Here is a 16,686-nt window from a genome sequence, read left to right on the forward strand (position 1 = left end):
GGTAACTCCTACAGGTTCAAATTGCTGATGTCGGACTCAAACTCGATGCGGCCGTCAGGGCCAGCCGGCGCCAGGCTCTTGTCGACGATGGGGTCGATGACGTCTGTCTTGACGTGAACGGTGTTCAAGGCGGGGAGGCCCTCCAGCATCGTTTCTTCCCAGCCGTCTGAGGGGCCGATCTGCATGTCGGCCGCGAAGTCGAACTGGTACCAGAGCTGCGCACGATCCATCTGCAACAGCGTGCCGCCGTCGTAGTACACGCCGTTGTGCCCCAGGGTGGGGCGCCAGCCGAGCAGCGCCCGCCAGACCGCTGCACGCACGGTGTGCAGGGTGATGACCGCCGCCTGTCCGCGCTCATCGACGGCGTTGTCGATACACACGATGACGGCGAAGCTCTCCGCCAGATCCTGCCGCACGGCGTTGAGAGACTTCGGCCGCTCCGGGCTGTCTTCCAACGGGATGACCCAGGCGGCCGGCATCGGGAAGGCGGTCTTTTCGGAGAGCGCCTTGAATTCGGCCGCTCCCGCCACGCGCTGCGCGAAGACTGGTGCATAGGTGCGCATCTGGGCGATGACAAGTTCGATGTCCATAAGGTGCTCACCGTGGTTTCAATGCGCCCTGCAGCGCGGAACGGATCGCGCTCTGCGCGGCCGCGCGGCGCGTGTCGAGGGCGGACTCCATGTAGTTGCCCCGCTTCTCGAAGTTGCGCTTGGTCGATCCGTAGAAGAGAAAGGCCGGATAGAACTTCTTCATTTCATTGGTCTTGTACGGCGCCACCTTGGCCCAGAAGCCGCCGCTGGCGACCTTGACCTTGATGGAGCGCATCAGCGCGCCGGTCTGCCGGCCTGGCATCTCGCCGGGAACCGACACCGCGCGACGCGACAGCAGCCGCCGAGCCTGCTTACGAATCTGCGCGCCTTCCTGGCGCAGCGTGCGCTTGATCGGCTTCTTGTCGAAGTCGATCCGCGTGTGGCCTGCGAAGCTGACGGAAACGTGAACGCCGGCATTGCTCATGGTGCGATCGCGCCCAGTTCTTCGAGGTCCATCAGCACGAAATGCTTGCGGCCGTTGATGTCGGTGACGCGGCGCACGCGGTAGCGCAGGCCGTCGTGCTCGACGACATGTTTGCCGGTGATCGCCCGTTCGTTGATGGTGCTGGTGCGCCAGCAGGCGAGGCGGTGCGTCGTCCCTGCCTCAATCTGCTGCGTGCCGTAGAACAAGGCGGTGCCGGCCGGCTCGATGCGGGCCCAAGCATCCTGGCCGACGTCAAAGACCTGATCCACGGCGAAGCCGGTGGACGGCGCGTCATGCCACAGCCTGAGCTTGACCAGGCGGTCGAGCTCGCCGATGTCGGGGGCCTTCACAGCGGCAGCCTTTCGCGGTACATCCACATGAGGCCGTTGAAGGTCTCGTTTTTGTAGAGCTGCGTTTCGCTCTGCGCCTGCGGGTTGCGCACCAGGTCGGCGATGAGCAGGAGCATGGCGGCCTTGACCGTGGCTGGTAGTGTGGCCGCCGTCCAGCCGCAGGTGATGGTGACCACCACCGGGGCCGCAGCCGCCAGCGTGAGCCGACGGCCGACCAGCGACGGCAAGGGCGAGACGTCGGCGCCCGCCGCGCTGACCGAGAGCAGCGAGGTGACGTCGCAGGGAAGTTCGACGCTGCCGCACCAGGTGGGGTAGGTGAACTCCACGGTCTGCTCCCCGATCGGCAGGCCGATCTCGCGCTGCGCGTAGTCGCGCGCGGCCGCGATCGCATCTGCGACGTCAGGATCGCGGTCGCTGCCAGTGATCTTGCACTGGAGCTTGGCGCGGGCCAGGTCGATGACTTGCTCGGGCGGGGTGATGATCTTGGTGTACATGGTGGTTGCGGCTTGTGAAAGCACACGGGCGGTGCGCTTTCACAAGGACTCGCGGGGCGAGCCTTGCAGGGGCCGTTAGGCAGGCGGTTTGTTTTGCGGCAAGGTGAGCGCGTAGGCGACGGCCTCTTTGCTGTTGTCGGCCAGGCTGTCGGCCTTGGCCTGCTTCAGCGTGGCGGCGTCCAGCTCGACGACGTCGTTGGCGTTGCCGAGTGCGCTATCGACCAGCAGACGCGCCTTGGTCAGCTTGGTTGCGGCCTTCGCGTCGGCGGCGTCGTCGAGCTTGGCGACCTGGTCGCTCACCATGCGGTCGGCGATGTCATCGTCCATTTCGAACTTTTCTGCTTCGGCATAGGCGGGCTGGTTGGGAAAGTAGGCTGCGGCGGCAATGGCGGCAAGGGCGATCAGTTTCTTGGACATGGGGATCTCCGGAGAAGGGGATGAGAAAAGCCGTGCAGACGTCTGCACGGCCTGAAAGCTGATCGCAGGGATCAGGAAGCCGGGTGCTGGTACAGCTTGACGGCGCCGGTGTCCATCAGGTTGCCGCCAGCACGGCTGAACGCCAGGAAGCCGACCTGCCCCTTCTTGGCGTATGCGCTGTCGTCGAACCGGTACATCGTCACGTTCATCGCATCGCGCACCGTGTACTGGCTGAGGTTGCCGAATGCGATCGACTTGGCATTGGCCGCCGGGGTCGGCATGTCGTTGTTGATCTTCACCGGATAGCCCAGCAGCAGGTCGGGGCGCTTGGCCGTCATACCTTCGTCGTAGCTCGGCGTCCAGATCGGGCGGCCGGCCGTGTCCTTGATCTTCCGCACCGCGCGGCGCATGGTTTGGGAGAACATGAACCACGGCGCTGCGCCTGGCAGATCGTCGTCCCCGGATTCTTCATCGAGGTAGGCGACATCGAGCGAGTCCATGAGGTCCACGAGATCGTCGTAGATCACCGTGGACACCTGGCCCGCAGCGCCGACGCGGCCGACCGACGCGGCGGTGACCATGCCCCAGGGCTCACCCGTGCCCGTGCCAGTGGTGTACTTCTTGTTCTGGTGGCGGCCAATGCGGCTGCGCAGCCGACCGTTCACCAGGCTGATGACGTCGATGCCGCTGTCTTGCAGCAGTTCGATCGGAATCGTGACGACCTTGGAGCTGAACTTGAACACGTTCAGCGAACGGGTGCCGAAGCTCACGTCCTGGTCGGAGGCGCCGGCATTCTGCGCCACGATTTCACCTTCCTCGGCGGTGCCGTCCGTGGTGGGGTAGGACAGATCCTCACCGGCGGCCGTGGTGATCTGGGTGGCGACCCGGCGCATGGCGCCGTAGCTCTTGAGCGCTTCGATCAAGGTTTTTGCCACCGTGGTCTGCACGGTGTAGCCGCCTTCGGAACCGGTCGTGGTGCTCATGGTGTTGCGCACCTTGGCCGCGTCTTCCTGGCTCATCTGGCGGTCGCTCTTGCGCAGGAAGATTTCGTAGCCTTCCATCTGCGCATCTTGCGGGCCGTCCTTCTTCGTCGGCAGGTGGCGAAATTCCTTCTCCGCTTCCATGTCGAGGACGCGCTGCGAGGCCTCGATCTGCGACTGGACGCGTTCGGCCTCGTCCATCACGCTGTCGAACTTCTCTTTTTCTTCCTTCGTCCAGGTCTTGCTGCCGGCCTCGGCGATCTGGTTCTTGGCGTCTTTGTTCAGAGCGGAGAGACGCTCCCGGAGTGCTTGGATGCTCATGGCGGTTTCCTATAAAAAAGTTGAGCTAAAAAAAAGCCACCCGGGTGGGTGGCTGTTCGCTGATGCGGAAGCGTCAGGCGATCTGGAGGAGCCTTAGCCGGCGCTCGGCGTGGGCGCGGAAGGCTGCGTAGTCGGGTTCCGGTTCGGGATCTGGCTTCGGCGGCGGCGCCTCCAGCAGGGCCTTGGGCGTCCTGTCGAAGGCTGTCAGGTTCCACTTGCGCGAGCTGGCGTTGTTGGCGCCGTCGCCCGCCTTGTCGGGCAGCGTGGCAAGCCGGTTAGCGAAGCCGTGTTCGATGCTCTCGTCGGCACTGAACCAGGTCTCTGCATCCATCCAGTCGGCGAGCTGCTTCACGTCGAGACCGGTACGGCGCGCATAGTCGGCAACGATCGCCGCGTCGACCTTGTCCAGCAACTCGGCGTTTTTGCGCATCTCGTGCTTGTTGCCCATGGCAAACGTCCAGCCGTTGTGGATCATGTAGAAACCGCCCTCGGCAATCTCGATCTCGTCGGCCGCATCGGCAATGGTGGTCGCGGCACTGGCGGCCAGGCCGTCGATGTGCGCGATGGTTTTCCCCCTGAATTGCTGGATGGCCGTGCGGATGGCGCGGCCCTCGAACACGTCGCCGCCCGGGCTGTTGATGCGCAGGTGCAGCGTGGTGGAGGGATCGAGGGCCGCGATCGCGGGCGCCACCTGCGCGGCCGAGACGCCCCACCACGCATCGATCACATCGTAGATGTAGAGCGTGGCGTCGGTGGAGTCCTCGGCGCGCACCAGATTGAGCGGTTGCCGCTCGTTGCCCGCGTTGTCGCGCATGAGCTGCAGGTATTTACGGTTCATTCTTGGGGTCCTCGGGTTTTGCGCTGACGGGCTTGTTCGGTGGGAAATAGATCTTTGCGGAGTCGCCGCCCATGGGCTTCAGGTTCTTCTTCTTGCGGATCTCGTCGATGGCCATCCAGCCAGGACCTGAACCCGGCCCGCCGGCTGCCGCGCGGTAGTACTTGGCCTGGCCGTCGCTGTCGCTTTCCAGCATGGCGTCACGGTCGAACCGGAGGAAGTATTTCGCCGTGCGAAACAGCTTCCGATTCAACTCCTGCTCGATGCGCTGCAGGTGTGTTTCCAGCGTGTACTGCACGAAGCCGCGGTTCATCGATTCGATGCCGCTGCCCCAGCTGGTGCTGGCGCTGGTCTCGCCGATCATGTGCGGCGGCACGCCGAACGCGCGGGCGATGTCGATGACACCGAACTTGCGTGCTTCCAGCAGCTGGGAGTCTTCGGCCGACACGCTCAGGTTCGTGGCCTTGATACCTTCGGTCAGGATGAGTGGCAGCCGATGCGCATTGGCGATGCCGCTGTAACGTGCGGCGAAAGCATTTCGTGTCTGCTCCTGCAGCGTGTCACTCATCTTGCCGGAAGTCTCAAGCACGATGGACGGGTGCGCACCGCCAGCGAAGAACTTCCCGCTGTATTCGTCCATGGCCATGGCACCGCCCGCCGCATTGCGCGCAGCCCACTGGATGACGCTCATGCCGCGCAACCCATTGAAGCCGAAGCCGGGGAAGTGCAGCATGTCGTCCTGGTCGCAGCCCCAGGTGCGCACGTCGCTGATGGAGTAGTTCAGGCGATCGCTGTCGTCGGTGGTGACTCGCCTCGGGGAGACACCATCCCAAGGCAGTGGGACCATTTCCTTGACGTCGCCGATGCGGTTGCGCCGGAGGTAGACGAACCCGTCACCGCGCAGCAGCATGCCACACAGCGACTGCTCCCAGCTGCTGGCTGCGGTGAAACGAGCGCAGGGCTGCTCATTGAGCAGCCACCACAGCGGTGGGTTGTCCACCAGCTCGCGTTCGCCCTCACGCCGCTCGTACTGCTGCAGGGGAAGCGATGCCACCGCGCCAGCAATCCGCTGCACGCACGCGAAGACGGCCGACACGCGCATGGCCGAATCCGGCGTCACGTGCAGGCCGGATGCCGCTGGGGTCACATGGAAGAACTCCATCATGCCAACGCGATCGCTGCTCATGACGGTGCCCTGCCCGTCGGTGCTGTCGTTGCGCACGGTCAAGCCGGCGCGCGCCGCCTCCTGCTCGGCCCGCCAGGCGGTGAGGATGCGGGAGCCGGCCGCCTGGTTGCGACCTGGGCCCGCGCCCTGGTTTGCGATGGCGTTCATAGTTGCACGAATCCTTGGTTAATACTATCGTCCTGCGCGAGCAACAGTGCACGGCCTAGGGCGATCAAGATGGCGATGGCGCCGTCGATCTTGTCTTCGTCGCGGTCCTTGGTCGGGCTGCGCAGCTCATTGAACTTGCTGACGCGCACGACCAGGTTGCTGACCATCCACGAAAGCAGCGGGTTGCCGTCGTGTTCTAGAAGGCCGCCGAGCACCAGGTTTTCAACCTGCAACAGCGCCTGCGTGAAGAAGAGCGAGCGCTGCTGAATTTCGACCATGGGCAGACCTTCCTCGACCAACTTGCCGGCGAAGTACATCGCCAACGCTGGGTCGAAGCCGATCTCCGCCATCTCGTGCATCCTGCAGTCGGCCCGCATGTCCTCGGCGATGACATCGAAGTCGGTCAGGTTACCTTCGCAGACCTTGACCCATCCCTCTTCGACCCAGCCTGGCAGGTGGGCATTCGAGCTCTCTTCGACCGCGTGGGCGTTGTAATACAGCTCGACGAAAACGCACCACTTCGGCCCGCGTTGAAAAGCCTTTGCCTTGGCAGCGAAGTCGCTCTTTTGCGCCAGGTCAAGCCCGCCGTAGCCCTTCTGTCCCGCGAACTCTTCTTCCTTCAGGTCGGGGTTTTCACACGCATTCCACTTCTCCATGTCCATCCACGCGCTGCCGGCATTGGTCCACACGTTCAAGTGCTTCGTCATGAAGTTGCCGCGCGCGCTCGGCGTGGACTTCGCCCGGTTGCACGCCGACTCCAGCTTGTCCAGCTTGGCACTGATGCCGATGTTCGGATTGGCCTTGCGCCAGACCTTCGGATCGGTCCAGTCGTCGCCCTTGTCGATCGTGAAGATGACGCCGAACCATGTTTCGTCGGTAGTGATCTGCTGGAGCACCTTGATGGTGATGCCCCGCAACTCGTAGCAGATACCGTTCATGTCCTTACCGGCGGTCGTGATGGCGCTGATCAGCGGCTGCGACCGCGAGCCGTCGGCGGACTCGATCACGTCCCACAGGTCGCGCTTCTTGTGCGCATGCACCTCATCGACCACGGCGCCGTGAACATTCAGGCCGTCCTGAGTCGAGGCTTCCGACGCCAGGATTTGAAAGCTGCTGGCGCTTTCGGGCGCCGTGATGTCGTAGCGCCCCACGGTGCAGCCGAAACGCTGGCGGAATTCTTCGTCGCGGAGCACCATCTCCCGCGCCGGGTCGAACACTTCGCGCGCCTGTTTGGCGGTGGTGGCCGCGCTGTACACGTGCGCTCCAGGCTCTTCATCGGCAAAGCACAGGTAGAGCTTACGACCCGCGACGCGGGTGCTTTTCGCGTTTTTCCGGGCGATCTCTTCGTACGACCGCCGAAACCTGCGCAGGCCGGTGACCACGTGCACCCATCCGAACAGGTTGTACTCGATGAAGATCTGCCAGTCTTCGAGCCGGATCTTCGCGTAGCTCAACACGCCGTCGGTGTAGATCGGCTTGGCCCACTCGCCCTTGATGTGGCTGAGCAGTTCGATGAACTGGCAGATCCGCTCGCCCTTCGCGTCATTCAGGACGTAGGGAAACTCCGGCGTCCCCTGCCTGGCGAGATCCCGGAAAAAGCGCTTGCACATCAGGACCTCATACAGGCCCGCACCTTCAACGCCATCGACGACGCGGCGCGCGTACGCATGCGCGCGCTCTGCGTAGCCCAGGCTCACCGGAATTCAGCGAAGCCTTTCGGCTTCCGGTTCGGATCGGCCGGCGCGGGCTCACCAGGCTCATTGTTTTCAAACAGTTTGAGCTGCGCGCGGATGGCCGTGGTGACGTTGGCCTGCTCGGCCGGGCTCAGTCCAAACTTGGCGAGCAGCTGGTACATCATTTGCCGCTCGCTTTTCAGAATCTGGTAACGAGGGTGTTGCACGGGCATGCCGCCCGGCGTGATGGTTTCGAATGCTTCCGCCGGGTCTTTGCCCTGCGAGCGCAGCAGGGCCTGGCGGGCGCGCAGCGAATGGCGAAGTTCCTTCACATCGGCGACCGACTCGCAAAGGTCTTCGAACAGGTCGCTGTAGACGACCGACATCAGGTTGTAGCGAAGCAGTTCAGGGCCGAGGCGTTTCCACACCTTGCGGGCGCCGGGCCCGAGCCCCTTCGGTACCGAGGGCATGCCGACCTCGGGCCGGAATGTCTCGCCCAGGTTCAGGGCGCGATGGCCGCGATTGCCTTCCAGGGCCTTCAGCGCGGACGGCTTCGCAGACGGGCCGGGCTTCGCCATGATGAATTCGTTCCTTTTGAATGTTGCTGTGCAGACGTCTGCACTCCCCCCCTCCCCCCTAACCTGCGCGCGTAAAAAAATGGGGGGGCGATCAGTTTCCGGTCGAGGCGCCCAGACTTTCGACCTCCCCCCGGGTTCGGCAATGCACCGAGGTGGTGCGCCTATCGAGGACGACGGCGACCGCGCAGGGCCTCGGCGAGCGACTTCTCTTCATGGCACGGCGCGCAGATCGCCTGCTCGTTCGATTCATCATCCGCGCCGCCTTCCGCCAACGGGATGCGGTGATCGCGGATGGTGGCAAGCGTCACGATGCCGAGACCATCACACACCTCGCACAGCGGTTGACGCATGAACAGCGCGGCACGCATGGCCTGCAGCCGCCGACCGGTGATCCGCTTCGTCGGCGTACGCGCCTGACGCCAGGCCTCGCGAGGATGCTTTGCGCATCGCCCTGATCCGTCATGCACCAGCTGGGTACAGCCAGGCTTCGTACAGGGGCGTGGTGCAGCGCGTGCGATGGTCGCTCCAAGAAGTAGAAAACCCGCTGCCGATTGCTCGGGAGCGGGTGAATATGTGCATCGGGTTGCCTGTCACACAGAGTGCCTGAAATGTGCCAGAAAAGTCTATGCCGTAAAACTCCTTTTGATGGCTTCGCGCAACTTCGCGCTCTTGTCTGCCCGCTCGCGGAACCACACGGCCAGCACGCCGTCCGCGATGTCCAGGTGCGCCTTGATGGTGGACTCGCCACAGCAGCGCTCGCGCGCGGTCGCCTTGATGCCCATGCCCTTCGGGTAGATGCACTGTAAGGTCTCGTACAGCTGCGGGCGGGACAACTTCATCGACTCAACTCCCTCATTGGTAACGGATGCATCGATCTCATCCACTGGAATGCGCGCCTCGGGCGTGGTCTCCTGCGGCGCGTCGTTCAGAAAGGCCGACTGTTTCGCGAAGCCCATGCCGCCGCTGGCTTCCTGCACCTTCCAGAGCGCCCAGTTGTTCAGGCGGTGCTTCACCCATTCAATGCGCGCCATGGAACACCTCCGCTGGATAGGCCGCATCGATCACAGCCTCGCCGGTCTTCGGGTCACGCAGCGCGACCAGGTAGCGCGCGCCGCTCATGACACCCATGCTGATGGCGCTCACCACCTCCACGCTCCAGTCGAACGGCATCCCGATGATGTAACCGCCCTCGATCGCATAGAAGCAGTTGCGCTCGCCCTGCATGCCGGCGCGCACCATCGCATCGACATGCTTTCGGCCCCATTCCTCGCGGCGCTCGTTGATCCAAGCTGCCGTGAGCGGCATTGCATCGCCCATTCGAGGCATGGGCTTGACGGGAAGGGAGGGACGGGCTGAAACGTCGGACATGGCGTACTCCTGGCGGGCCTGAAATCGAAGGGGGTGGACGTGGGGTGGACGGCGCAAACCCGCGCCAATGCTCGATCTGTCCATCTGTCCATAGAACCATAGGTAGAGGCGTGGGTGATCCGCGCACGTGCGCGCGCGCAGACACGCGCCCGCCTGTCTGCGCGCCTGCACACCTGTGATGGGAAACCGCCCGAAGGGGTGGACGGGTGGACGGATTGGGTACTTACCCAACAAAATCAACAGCTTGCGCCGTCCACCCCGGGGTGGACGGAGGGTGGACGGGTGGACGGCGGTGGTGTCAGGGCCTGGGCGACGGGCGTCCAGGGGTCGAGACCGATCCGCGTGGCATCCAGCCATCAGCAAACCATCGTGGTGATCAAAACGGGAGGTCATCAGCCTCCCCAGCGGGGTCGATCCATCCATCCGCTGGCGCGGGCGAGGATTCGACGGCAGTCGATTTCATGGACAGCCGGAGCCATCCGCGCAGGCGCTTGCCCGTCTTCTGGCGATGGCGCTCGAAGCCCAGCGTCTTCATCGCATTGCCCAGGCGGGTGTCCATCTGCCCATTGCCATCGATGCGATCCGCCTTGACGCTCAAGGCCTTGTCGTACAGCTCTGTGGTCGCGAAAAAGTCACGCGAGCTGCGCAATACATCGGTTGGGCCGATCTGCACGTCCGCGTTCACGTATTCATCAAGGTAGTACTCCCACGGGTCGCCCCGTCGGAACTGCTCATGCTCGGGGAAGACGAGATCCTTCTCCTCCTGGCGCGACGGGAAAGTTTGCTCACCCGCATTCAGCCGATGCAGCGCCTCAGCCAACAGCTGCGCGCGCATGGCCGTCAGCACATCGAGGTGCACCACATGCACCTCCAGCGGCCACATGCGTCGGTCGCCAGTAGCGTCTTTCAGAAAGGTCTCGGCGTTGGTCGTCCCTACGCTCACGGAATGGCGCGGTGCCTTCTTCATGGCCGACCCATAGGGCGGGCGATACCAGTCTTCCTGGGCCGACAAGTGCTGCTTCACCAGCGTGCTCTCGGACTTGTTCAGGGACTCCAGCTCGGCCGACTCGACGATCCAAGCCAGCTGCTGCGCCATCTGCGAATCCTTGTCGCCGATCCGGATCGCGTTGTCGGTGAAGTACGGATAGGCCAGCGCGCGGAAGGCGCCCGACTTCGACAGCCCCTGCGCTCCCTTCAAGATCAACATGTAGTCGAACTTGCAGCCTGGCTGGATGGCCCGCTGCACCAGGCCAAGCATGAAGCACTTGCCGATGAGCCGCGTGTAGGGCCGCTCCTCCACCTCGAATACATCGGTCAGCCAGTGCTCCAGCCGATCGACACCATCCCAGGTCTCAGCCTTGATCCAGTCCACCACCGGGTTGTAGCGAAACAAGCGCGCGGCCATCATCACGCCGTCGCGCAGGGTGCCCTTGGACTTGACGCCGAGGCGGTAGGTTCGCATCAGGTACTCACCCAGCATCAGGTCGTCTTCTTCGTCCCACTCGCCATCCTCGCGGCCCCAGGGCGTGGTGCGGCTACGCTCCAACAGCAGCGTAAAGTCATTGCGCCGCACCAGGCCGCGCAACTCGGGATCGTGGGTCATGCAATAGAGGACGTTCTCCCGGCAGTCCAACGGGTTGCCACGCGCCATGACCAACATATCGAGCACGTTGACCACCTCGCCTTCGCGCCATCGGCCATCGCCCTTGCCGTCGTCATCGCCGCCGCCGTCAGGCCCTGCCCCCTGATCTCCCCCAGCGGGAGCACCCTGGTCGCGATTTTTTTTCTTTGGCGTGCGGTCTGGCTTCGGCACATCGACGCCCACGCGCTGGGCAAGCCAGCGCATCGCATCGCCGCTCTTCGACGCGGGCAGCCATTTCATCACCAGATCTATCGGCGTGTAGCCTTGCTCCTCGCCCCAATCCTGGATGCCATCGGCATGGATCGACAGGTCTTCCTGCAACTTGCGGTTGAGGTCTTTCGAAGTCACGCGGTAGCCACCGGGCGCCGTCGTCGCCTTCGGAAACAACTCCGGCACCCACGAGGCCATGGCGCGTAACGCCTCACGGTTGACCTGGGCGAACAGCTCGGCACCGGATTCCGCCGCCGGCCTACTGGCTGGCGCGGGCGCGGCCTTCACCGGCTTTGCCGACTTCGCGGCCTTGCGTGCGGCTTTGGCCTCGTCCACCGTCTTGTGCAGGCGGCGCAAGGCCAATTCGTCCACCGGCGCCACCTCGGCCGGCGTGTCGGGCCAATGGTTCCCGGTGAATGTGAAGTACTGGCTGCCGCAGAAGATCTCGACGCCAATGTCGTCGGACTTATTGATGTTGGTCTGGCCTTCGACCAGGATGTGCACGCCCTTGCCGCTCGGCGAAAACTCCGTGTAGCTGGCGAACGCCTTGACGATGTTCTGGCACCGCTCCGAGATCTCGCCCGTGCCCGGGTCGATCTGGCCATCCAGGTCGATGCCGATGAGGCCATCGTCAGGCAGGAGCGCGAAACCCACACCGGCCCAGTTCGACCCAGGCCGCTCGAAGGCACGCCGGGCCACGGCCAATGTCGCCAGGCGCTGGCGGTCGCGATCATCGCCCTGCCCGCCCGTGCGCCGACCACCGCCAACGTAATACGGAATCTTCTGAGGCTTGTCTTTGCCTTCCTTCTGCTCGAAGCGCCACAGCAGCCACTGCTGCCGGGCAGCCAGGGATGCGGGAATACTGTCCCACAACGGCGCTGGCACCGCTGGAATCATCGGGTCTGTCATGGGCGGGTTCAGACGATCGGGGTCGCCCAGCTGGCGAAGGCATCACGCAGCGCGCAACGCTTCACCCCCAACACCTCCAGCCTGGCCGGCGTGCAGTATTCGGCCACGGGCCGATTGCGGTACGACACCACGCGGGTGCGCACTACCACCAGCACGCCAGCGCGGCGCATGTTGTCCACCGTGACGCGCGCATCCTTGAAGCCCACCTTCGCGTCGTGCGCCAGCTCCAGCAGCGTGGGCGAGCTGGTCGGCGTGGTCAGGCGCAGCGCGGAATCGAACAAGGCCTGACGCACTTCACCCACCGGCCTCAAGATGCATCACCTGAACTGATCAAAGGATCGCTGCTGTCGGGGAAGTCCAGCAGATGCTTGGCGCGCATGGCCCGCAGCACCGCCCCTCCCTGGGCCGTCACGCGCTGCCAGTGCCGCTCAGCCGCCTTGATTTCATTCAGCGTGAAGCGGCCATCTTCTTCGGCCTCGACCACCTGCTCCGCGAACGCGCCGGCTTCCTTGAACATCAGGCGCAGGCCCTTGCCGGTGCAGCTGGCGGGGTCCAGGTCAGGCAAGCGGGGAATCACGTCGCAGCCTCGATGCTCGGCCATCGCCTCCAGGATGGCGTTGTTGTCCGCCATGTCCATGATCTTCACCGCATCCTCCAGGCCCAGCTTGGCCGAGCCCTGCTTCTTGATCTCGTGCGCCAGCGTCGAACCGCTTTTGCCGATGCGCGGGGCGAGCGATGCCGCACCGCCGGGGTAGTCATTCACCGTGTTGAAAGCGGCATCCAAAACGTTCATCGACATAGCAATTTTCTCCGTTTTTTGCTATAGAAATAAGAGCTAGAAACGCCCATGATTGGGGCATGAAGACGCAAAACCTCCACCTAAGAGATTCATTCGTCCGGTGCAATTTCTGGCTAACTCGAGGAAGTAGGACCTCCCTGTGGCTGCGCGGACGCGCACTCCGCGGGCCGGGCAAGTTCGGGCCAATAGAAGTCGTACTTCTTCGGCCAGCGCTCACGCCGGCTGAAACGTCCATTGCTGCGAAGCTCGACTTGCCCAGCCAGTGCGATCAGGCGCTCCTCGGGGATGCCCTTCTTGAGCCATTTGTGGACGCTGGGAGGCTTGATCACCAACATACGCGCGACCGAAGTCACGCCGCCGAGCAGTTGGATGATTTCGGGGTCGGTCATTGTTGCCATAGGGCGCCATTATTAGCTATCGCTAATCTCTTTGGCAAGCTGCAGCTAACTTTAATTTTGTTAGGCTAGGCTAATGACTACGCTACAGGACCGCATCAACGAACGCATGGGAGTGATGAAACTCACCAATGCGCAGTTGGCGAAGGCTGCCGGAGTCAAACCGCCTACATCCTTCAACTGGGCGAATGGGCGCACAAAGAACATCAAGGGTGAACCGCTGCTGCGTGCCGCCAAAGCCCTTGGGGTTACCCCCGAATGGTTGGCCAGTGGCAAGGGGACCAAATTCCCCGCCAGCGAGGGCGCGAACAATTCAGTGCGCGAAGCCGAACGGGAATACCGCCCACAGCGCGAATTCGACGCGTGGACTCTAGAGGCAATAGGGATTTTTGAGCGTATGCGGGAGGCTGATCGACGAGGGGCACTCGCTGTGCTCAGGTCTTACGCTCAGAATCTCGGACCTCCCAGTGACGGCCAAGCTCTACAAATGGCCGTTAGATAAACGGAGCCCACGTGGCAGGGCGAAACCTGTCAATCCAGCGCAACAACATTTGAACTTCTCAGATCATGAGGGACAGGAAGAAAAGGGAGCTTGCCGATCACTTGAGTGAAGGCGGCTTGAATTCGATCTGATCAGTGGTGAAGTTGTAAGCGGCATCGCCCAGTTCCGCTGCCATCTTGCGCGTCTCACCTCGAACTTCTTCAACGCCGTGCGCGTGAATGAACTTCCAGTCTTCCGCAGGTTTGACGCCCTGCTTAACCAGGGCGGAAAGCGTGGCACGCACTAGCTTCTGCGTGTCGGCCCGTGCCTTGGCGACGCTCCCCTCTCCTTGCTTGTACCAAACGAAATAGGTGTATCGAGCATCTGTGGCGACGGTCGCCTCCACTCTCGCCGCGCTTTTGATCGGTGTCGATCGGATCACCTCGGCGGCCAACTCAGGCGGCGTGAGGCTTGCGGCATACCCACCCGCCGAGGCAAGAGCGAAGGCGAGCCCACCAGCCAACCTGCGAAAAATCGTGTCCACCAGCAGCCCTCCCAAAAGCTTTACAAATCATCACGCAAAAATAATTAGCTACAGCTACTAGACAATCGATTAGCTACCGCTAATAATTCGCCCGAGTTCAACAAACGAGGGCGAAATGCAAACCGCTACCCATCCCCCCAAGACAGCCCGCCGCCGAGCCTTAACGCAGCACGCGGCACTGCCCCCCATCGCATGGGCTGACGCAGCCGCCGTGGTGTTGGCACCCGTACCGCCGTTCATGGCGGATTTCCTGCATCACATGCAGGCCGAGCTGATCAAGGCGGCAGGCCATGCGCCAGAGCCGGGCAGCATCCTGCTGCCGCCGCACGCCCCCTTGTGTTGGACCCACAGCGACATAACGTCTCGCGGGTATGACTCGGCTACCTACGCCACTGTGATCCGTTACCAGCGGAACTTCCAGACGCGCATGTGGCCGGCCTGGCAGATCGACGAAGAGCGCATAGACGCCGAAGGCTGCATATGGCGCCGCGAACGGTATTGCACCGTTGACGACTTCGGCACCCTGGTGCCCGTGCTCCGTGGATTCGACAATGACGCGATCTGGGGAGCTTACGCATGAACTGCCCCCACTGCAACGGCCGTGGCTGGGTGCCCGCCAGCCAGCCAGATCGCCTCGTCAACCTCTGCGCCTGCCGCATGCCCAAACGCGCGTGGCGCCCGCCTGGATGGGCCTGGGGCCTGGCGGCGTTCATCGGCCTGGTCATCGCGAACGCCATCGTGCCGACCGTACACGCAGCCGTGTCGGCGACCGCGACGGAAAGCGACCCCGACTGGCTGGTATGGGTGTGCTGCGCCCTGGTGGCATTCGGCGCGGTCGTCGCGGCCATGATGGCGGCAGCGTATTGCGCGCCGCTCGATCCGTTCGAGCCGACGCCACTCCAGCAGCGGCTTCTCGCCGACCTGGAGCATGGCAACTCGATCCCGCAGCCCGATCCTGATCGCCGGGACGGGAAGTAGCCATGCACAGCGTCCACGCCGTGCAGACGTCTGCACACGTTCCCGAGGCCGACCTTTTCGGCGATCCGATCCGCCCGCCGGCCGTGCACATGGCGCTGCACGGCCGGTTGACGCAGGACGCCGTGGTGCGCGTGCAGGGCGCCGACCACGGGCATGCCCGTCCGGTGCTCTGCCTCGACCTCGACCACGTTGGCCCCGGGCTGCACCAGGTGCATGTCGAGCAGCCCTTCGAGGCCTCCCACCGCATCGTGGCCGATGCGGCCGCGCTCAAGCTCAAACGTGGCATGTGGGTCAGCGTGGAGGCCCCGCTGACGGGTGCCCGCTGGACCCTGCCCAACGCGGTTTCCATCGTCCCCGTTCCCTCTCCCCCGAAAGTGTCCGATGTTCATTGAGGTACTCACGCCCGACGAAATCAAGCGGGAGGCGCAGACCGCCGTCGTTTCACACGACAACGTCAACGACGCCTGCCGCTTCCCATTCGATTCGGAAGCCGGCCGCATCTTCCGCGAGGAATTCCTGTGGATTCGCTCAGTGCTCAACGCCAAGGCGACCGCCGACGCTGAAAAGGCACCACGATGAACCGCGCCAACACCTATACCACCGCCCGCGTGCCCTACGCGCGCGCCATCGGCATCGACCGCACCAAGGGCGATCCGTACCAATGCCCCGAACTCGGCAACACCTGCCACCGCCCCGGCGCGCACGTAGCGCACCAGGCGCCGAGCCGCGTGGGCGATCGACTGCACCACCGCGACGGCCGTGTCACCGACCTGGCCGGGTCCCTCCTCTACCGCAAGGAAGCCTTATGAGCACTACCCCACCCCCCCTGGCGAGCCGTCTCGTTCAATTCTTCGAGCAGAACCCCGACGAGGTTCTGACGCTACCCGACATTGCCGCCAAGTTCGGCGTTCATCAAAGCAGCATTCACACGCATCTGGCAGGCGCACTTCGCACGGCCCAGCTCGTGCGCAGAAGTGATCCGGAGCACGGCTATGTCTATCAAGGGCCAGCATCGAAGGCGTTCAAGCCAAAGGATCTGATGCCTGCGCCGGCGGAACCTCCCGTTGCCGCATCCGCTGCTGCCACCGCCGCGCCTCGACGCAAGGCGCTCAGGTGGGAAGTGCCGGACCTTGCCACGTTGCCGATCAGGGATGGCCTACCCCGGCCCAACCGGCGGCGCGAGGTCGATTGGACGCCTCTGCTCGATCGGCTGAAGCCGAATCGCCAATGCGATCTTCCCGCAGGCGCCCACTCCTCACTGCGCAAGGCCGTCACCCAGCGCCACCAGACGACGAAGGAGCGCTACATCATCACGCGCGCCGCTGGCGCGGCCACGCTCACTCTCGGCCGCACAGCCTGAAAGGC

25 protein-coding genes are annotated in these 16,686 nt (G+C 63.7%); 7 read left to right on the forward strand and 18 right to left on the reverse strand.

All coding sequences use genetic code 11. The annotated features are described in order from the left end of the window. Positions 1-8 precede the first annotated feature (8 nt). The 17 genes from RD110_RS18635 to RD110_RS18715 form a co-directional block, all read right to left on the reverse strand. A complete protein-coding gene (locus tag RD110_RS18635; RefSeq protein WP_076200997.1) occupies positions 9-590 on the reverse strand; it encodes a phage tail terminator protein in 582 nt (193 codons plus the stop codon). 7 nt (positions 591-597) lie between these two features. Next, positions 598-1,014 carry a hypothetical protein gene (locus tag RD110_RS18640; protein ID WP_076200999.1) on the reverse strand — a complete coding sequence of 139 codons (417 nt, stop codon included), beginning with the start codon at positions 1,012-1,014 and terminating at the stop codon, positions 598-600. Then, entirely contained in the window at positions 1,011-1,364 is a 354-nt protein-coding gene (locus RD110_RS18645; RefSeq protein WP_076201000.1) for a phage head completion protein, read from the reverse strand. Before RD110_RS18645 ends, RD110_RS18640 begins: the two co-directional genes overlap by 4 nt. After that, positions 1,361-1,858, reverse strand: coding sequence for a head-tail connector protein (locus RD110_RS18650; RefSeq protein WP_076201002.1), 498 nt, complete (start codon positions 1,856-1,858; stop codon positions 1,361-1,363). Before RD110_RS18650 ends, RD110_RS18645 begins: the two co-directional genes overlap by 4 nt. A gap of 75 nt (positions 1,859-1,933) precedes the next feature. Further along, the gene (locus RD110_RS18655) at positions 1,934-2,275 is read right to left on the reverse strand and encodes a hypothetical protein (RefSeq protein ID WP_076201003.1); all 342 of its coding nucleotides are present in this window, start codon (positions 2,273-2,275) and stop codon (positions 1,934-1,936) included. 71 nt (positions 2,276-2,346) lie between these two features. After that, positions 2,347-3,576 (reverse strand): phage major capsid protein, encoded by a 1,230-nt coding sequence (locus tag RD110_RS18660; protein ID WP_076201005.1) that lies wholly within the window; start codon positions 3,574-3,576, stop codon positions 2,347-2,349. A 73-nt stretch (positions 3,577-3,649) separates the two neighbouring features. Further along, on the reverse strand, positions 3,650-4,414 hold the full coding sequence (locus tag RD110_RS18665; RefSeq protein WP_076201006.1) for a head maturation protease, ClpP-related: 765 nt from the start codon (positions 4,412-4,414) through the stop codon (positions 3,650-3,652). Beyond that, complete coding sequence (locus tag RD110_RS18670; RefSeq protein ID WP_083686349.1) at positions 4,404-5,744, reverse strand: phage portal protein; 1,341 nt, start codon at positions 5,742-5,744, stop codon at positions 4,404-4,406. Before RD110_RS18670 ends, RD110_RS18665 begins: the two co-directional genes overlap by 11 nt. Further along, the gene (locus RD110_RS18675) at positions 5,741-7,441 is read right to left on the reverse strand and encodes a terminase large subunit (protein ID WP_076201008.1); all 1,701 of its coding nucleotides are present in this window, start codon (positions 7,439-7,441) and stop codon (positions 5,741-5,743) included. Before RD110_RS18675 ends, RD110_RS18670 begins: the two co-directional genes overlap by 4 nt. After that, the gene (locus tag RD110_RS18680; RefSeq protein WP_076201009.1) at positions 7,438-7,995 is read right to left on the reverse strand and encodes a P27 family phage terminase small subunit; all 558 of its coding nucleotides are present in this window, start codon (positions 7,993-7,995) and stop codon (positions 7,438-7,440) included. Before RD110_RS18680 ends, RD110_RS18675 begins: the two co-directional genes overlap by 4 nt. Before the next feature lie 161 nt (positions 7,996-8,156). Then, positions 8,157-8,363, reverse strand: coding sequence for an HNH endonuclease signature motif containing protein (locus RD110_RS28655; protein WP_239467067.1), 207 nt, complete (start codon positions 8,361-8,363; stop codon positions 8,157-8,159). A gap of 255 nt (positions 8,364-8,618) precedes the next feature. Beyond that, the gene (locus tag RD110_RS18690; RefSeq protein ID WP_076201012.1) at positions 8,619-9,026 is read right to left on the reverse strand and encodes an antiterminator Q family protein; all 408 of its coding nucleotides are present in this window, start codon (positions 9,024-9,026) and stop codon (positions 8,619-8,621) included. Further along, entirely contained in the window at positions 9,013-9,363 is a 351-nt protein-coding gene (locus tag RD110_RS18695; protein ID WP_157900248.1) for a hypothetical protein, read from the reverse strand. Before RD110_RS18695 ends, RD110_RS18690 begins: the two co-directional genes overlap by 14 nt. A 376-nt stretch (positions 9,364-9,739) precedes the next feature. Next, positions 9,740-12,124 (reverse strand): VapE domain-containing protein, encoded by a 2,385-nt coding sequence (locus tag RD110_RS18700; protein WP_083686357.1) that lies wholly within the window; start codon positions 12,122-12,124, stop codon positions 9,740-9,742. An 8-nt stretch (positions 12,125-12,132) separates the two neighbouring features. Next, on the reverse strand, positions 12,133-12,426 hold the full coding sequence (locus tag RD110_RS18705) for a hypothetical protein (RefSeq protein WP_157900249.1): 294 nt from the start codon (positions 12,424-12,426) through the stop codon (positions 12,133-12,135). Between the two features lie 5 nt (positions 12,427-12,431). Beyond that, the gene (locus RD110_RS18710) at positions 12,432-12,923 is read right to left on the reverse strand and encodes a phage regulatory CII family protein (protein ID WP_076201018.1); all 492 of its coding nucleotides are present in this window, start codon (positions 12,921-12,923) and stop codon (positions 12,432-12,434) included. A gap of 113 nt (positions 12,924-13,036) precedes the next feature. Beyond that, positions 13,037-13,312 (reverse strand): YdaS family helix-turn-helix protein, encoded by a 276-nt coding sequence (locus tag RD110_RS18715; protein ID WP_076201020.1) that lies wholly within the window; start codon positions 13,310-13,312, stop codon positions 13,037-13,039. A gap of 82 nt (positions 13,313-13,394) precedes the next feature. Here RD110_RS18715 and RD110_RS18720 point away from each other — a divergent pair, with 82 nt between their 5' ends. After that, positions 13,395-13,820: a helix-turn-helix domain-containing protein gene (locus RD110_RS18720; RefSeq protein ID WP_076201021.1), complete on the forward strand. Its 426-nt coding sequence runs from the start codon at positions 13,395-13,397 to the stop codon at positions 13,818-13,820. A 97-nt stretch (positions 13,821-13,917) separates the two neighbouring features. Here RD110_RS18720 and RD110_RS18725 read toward each other — a convergent pair whose 3' ends face one another. Further along, positions 13,918-14,343, reverse strand: a complete 426-nt coding sequence (locus RD110_RS18725; RefSeq protein WP_157900250.1) for a hypothetical protein — start codon at positions 14,341-14,343, stop codon at positions 13,918-13,920. A gap of 115 nt (positions 14,344-14,458) precedes the next feature. Between RD110_RS18725 and RD110_RS18730 the strand changes: the two genes are divergently transcribed. From RD110_RS18730 to RD110_RS18755, 6 genes are read left to right on the forward strand one after another with little or no spacing between them, the layout of a single operon-like run. Then, positions 14,459-14,923: a hypothetical protein gene (locus tag RD110_RS18730; RefSeq protein ID WP_076201025.1), complete on the forward strand. Its 465-nt coding sequence runs from the start codon at positions 14,459-14,461 to the stop codon at positions 14,921-14,923. Continuing rightward, complete coding sequence (locus RD110_RS18735; protein ID WP_076201026.1) at positions 14,920-15,321, forward strand: hypothetical protein; 402 nt, start codon at positions 14,920-14,922, stop codon at positions 15,319-15,321. The genes RD110_RS18730 and RD110_RS18735 overlap by 4 nt, the downstream gene beginning before the upstream one ends. Positions 15,322-15,323: 2 nt before the next feature. Next, positions 15,324-15,713, forward strand: a complete 390-nt coding sequence (locus RD110_RS18740; RefSeq protein ID WP_076201028.1) for a hypothetical protein — start codon at positions 15,324-15,326, stop codon at positions 15,711-15,713. Then, positions 15,703-15,900, forward strand: a complete 198-nt coding sequence (locus RD110_RS18745; protein ID WP_076201029.1) for a hypothetical protein — start codon at positions 15,703-15,705, stop codon at positions 15,898-15,900. The genes RD110_RS18740 and RD110_RS18745 overlap by 11 nt, the downstream gene beginning before the upstream one ends. Continuing rightward, on the forward strand, positions 15,897-16,130 hold the full coding sequence (locus RD110_RS18750) for a hypothetical protein (protein ID WP_076201031.1): 234 nt from the start codon (positions 15,897-15,899) through the stop codon (positions 16,128-16,130). The genes RD110_RS18745 and RD110_RS18750 overlap by 4 nt, the downstream gene beginning before the upstream one ends. Next, positions 16,127-16,681 (forward strand): hypothetical protein, encoded by a 555-nt coding sequence (locus RD110_RS18755; protein WP_076201033.1) that lies wholly within the window; start codon positions 16,127-16,129, stop codon positions 16,679-16,681. The genes RD110_RS18750 and RD110_RS18755 overlap by 4 nt, the downstream gene beginning before the upstream one ends. Positions 16,682-16,686: the final 5 nt, after the last annotated feature.

The sequence above is a fragment of the Rhodoferax koreense genome, assembly GCF_001955695.1.
GTDB lineage: Bacteria > Pseudomonadota > Gammaproteobacteria > Burkholderiales > Burkholderiaceae_C > Rhodoferax_B > Rhodoferax_B koreensis.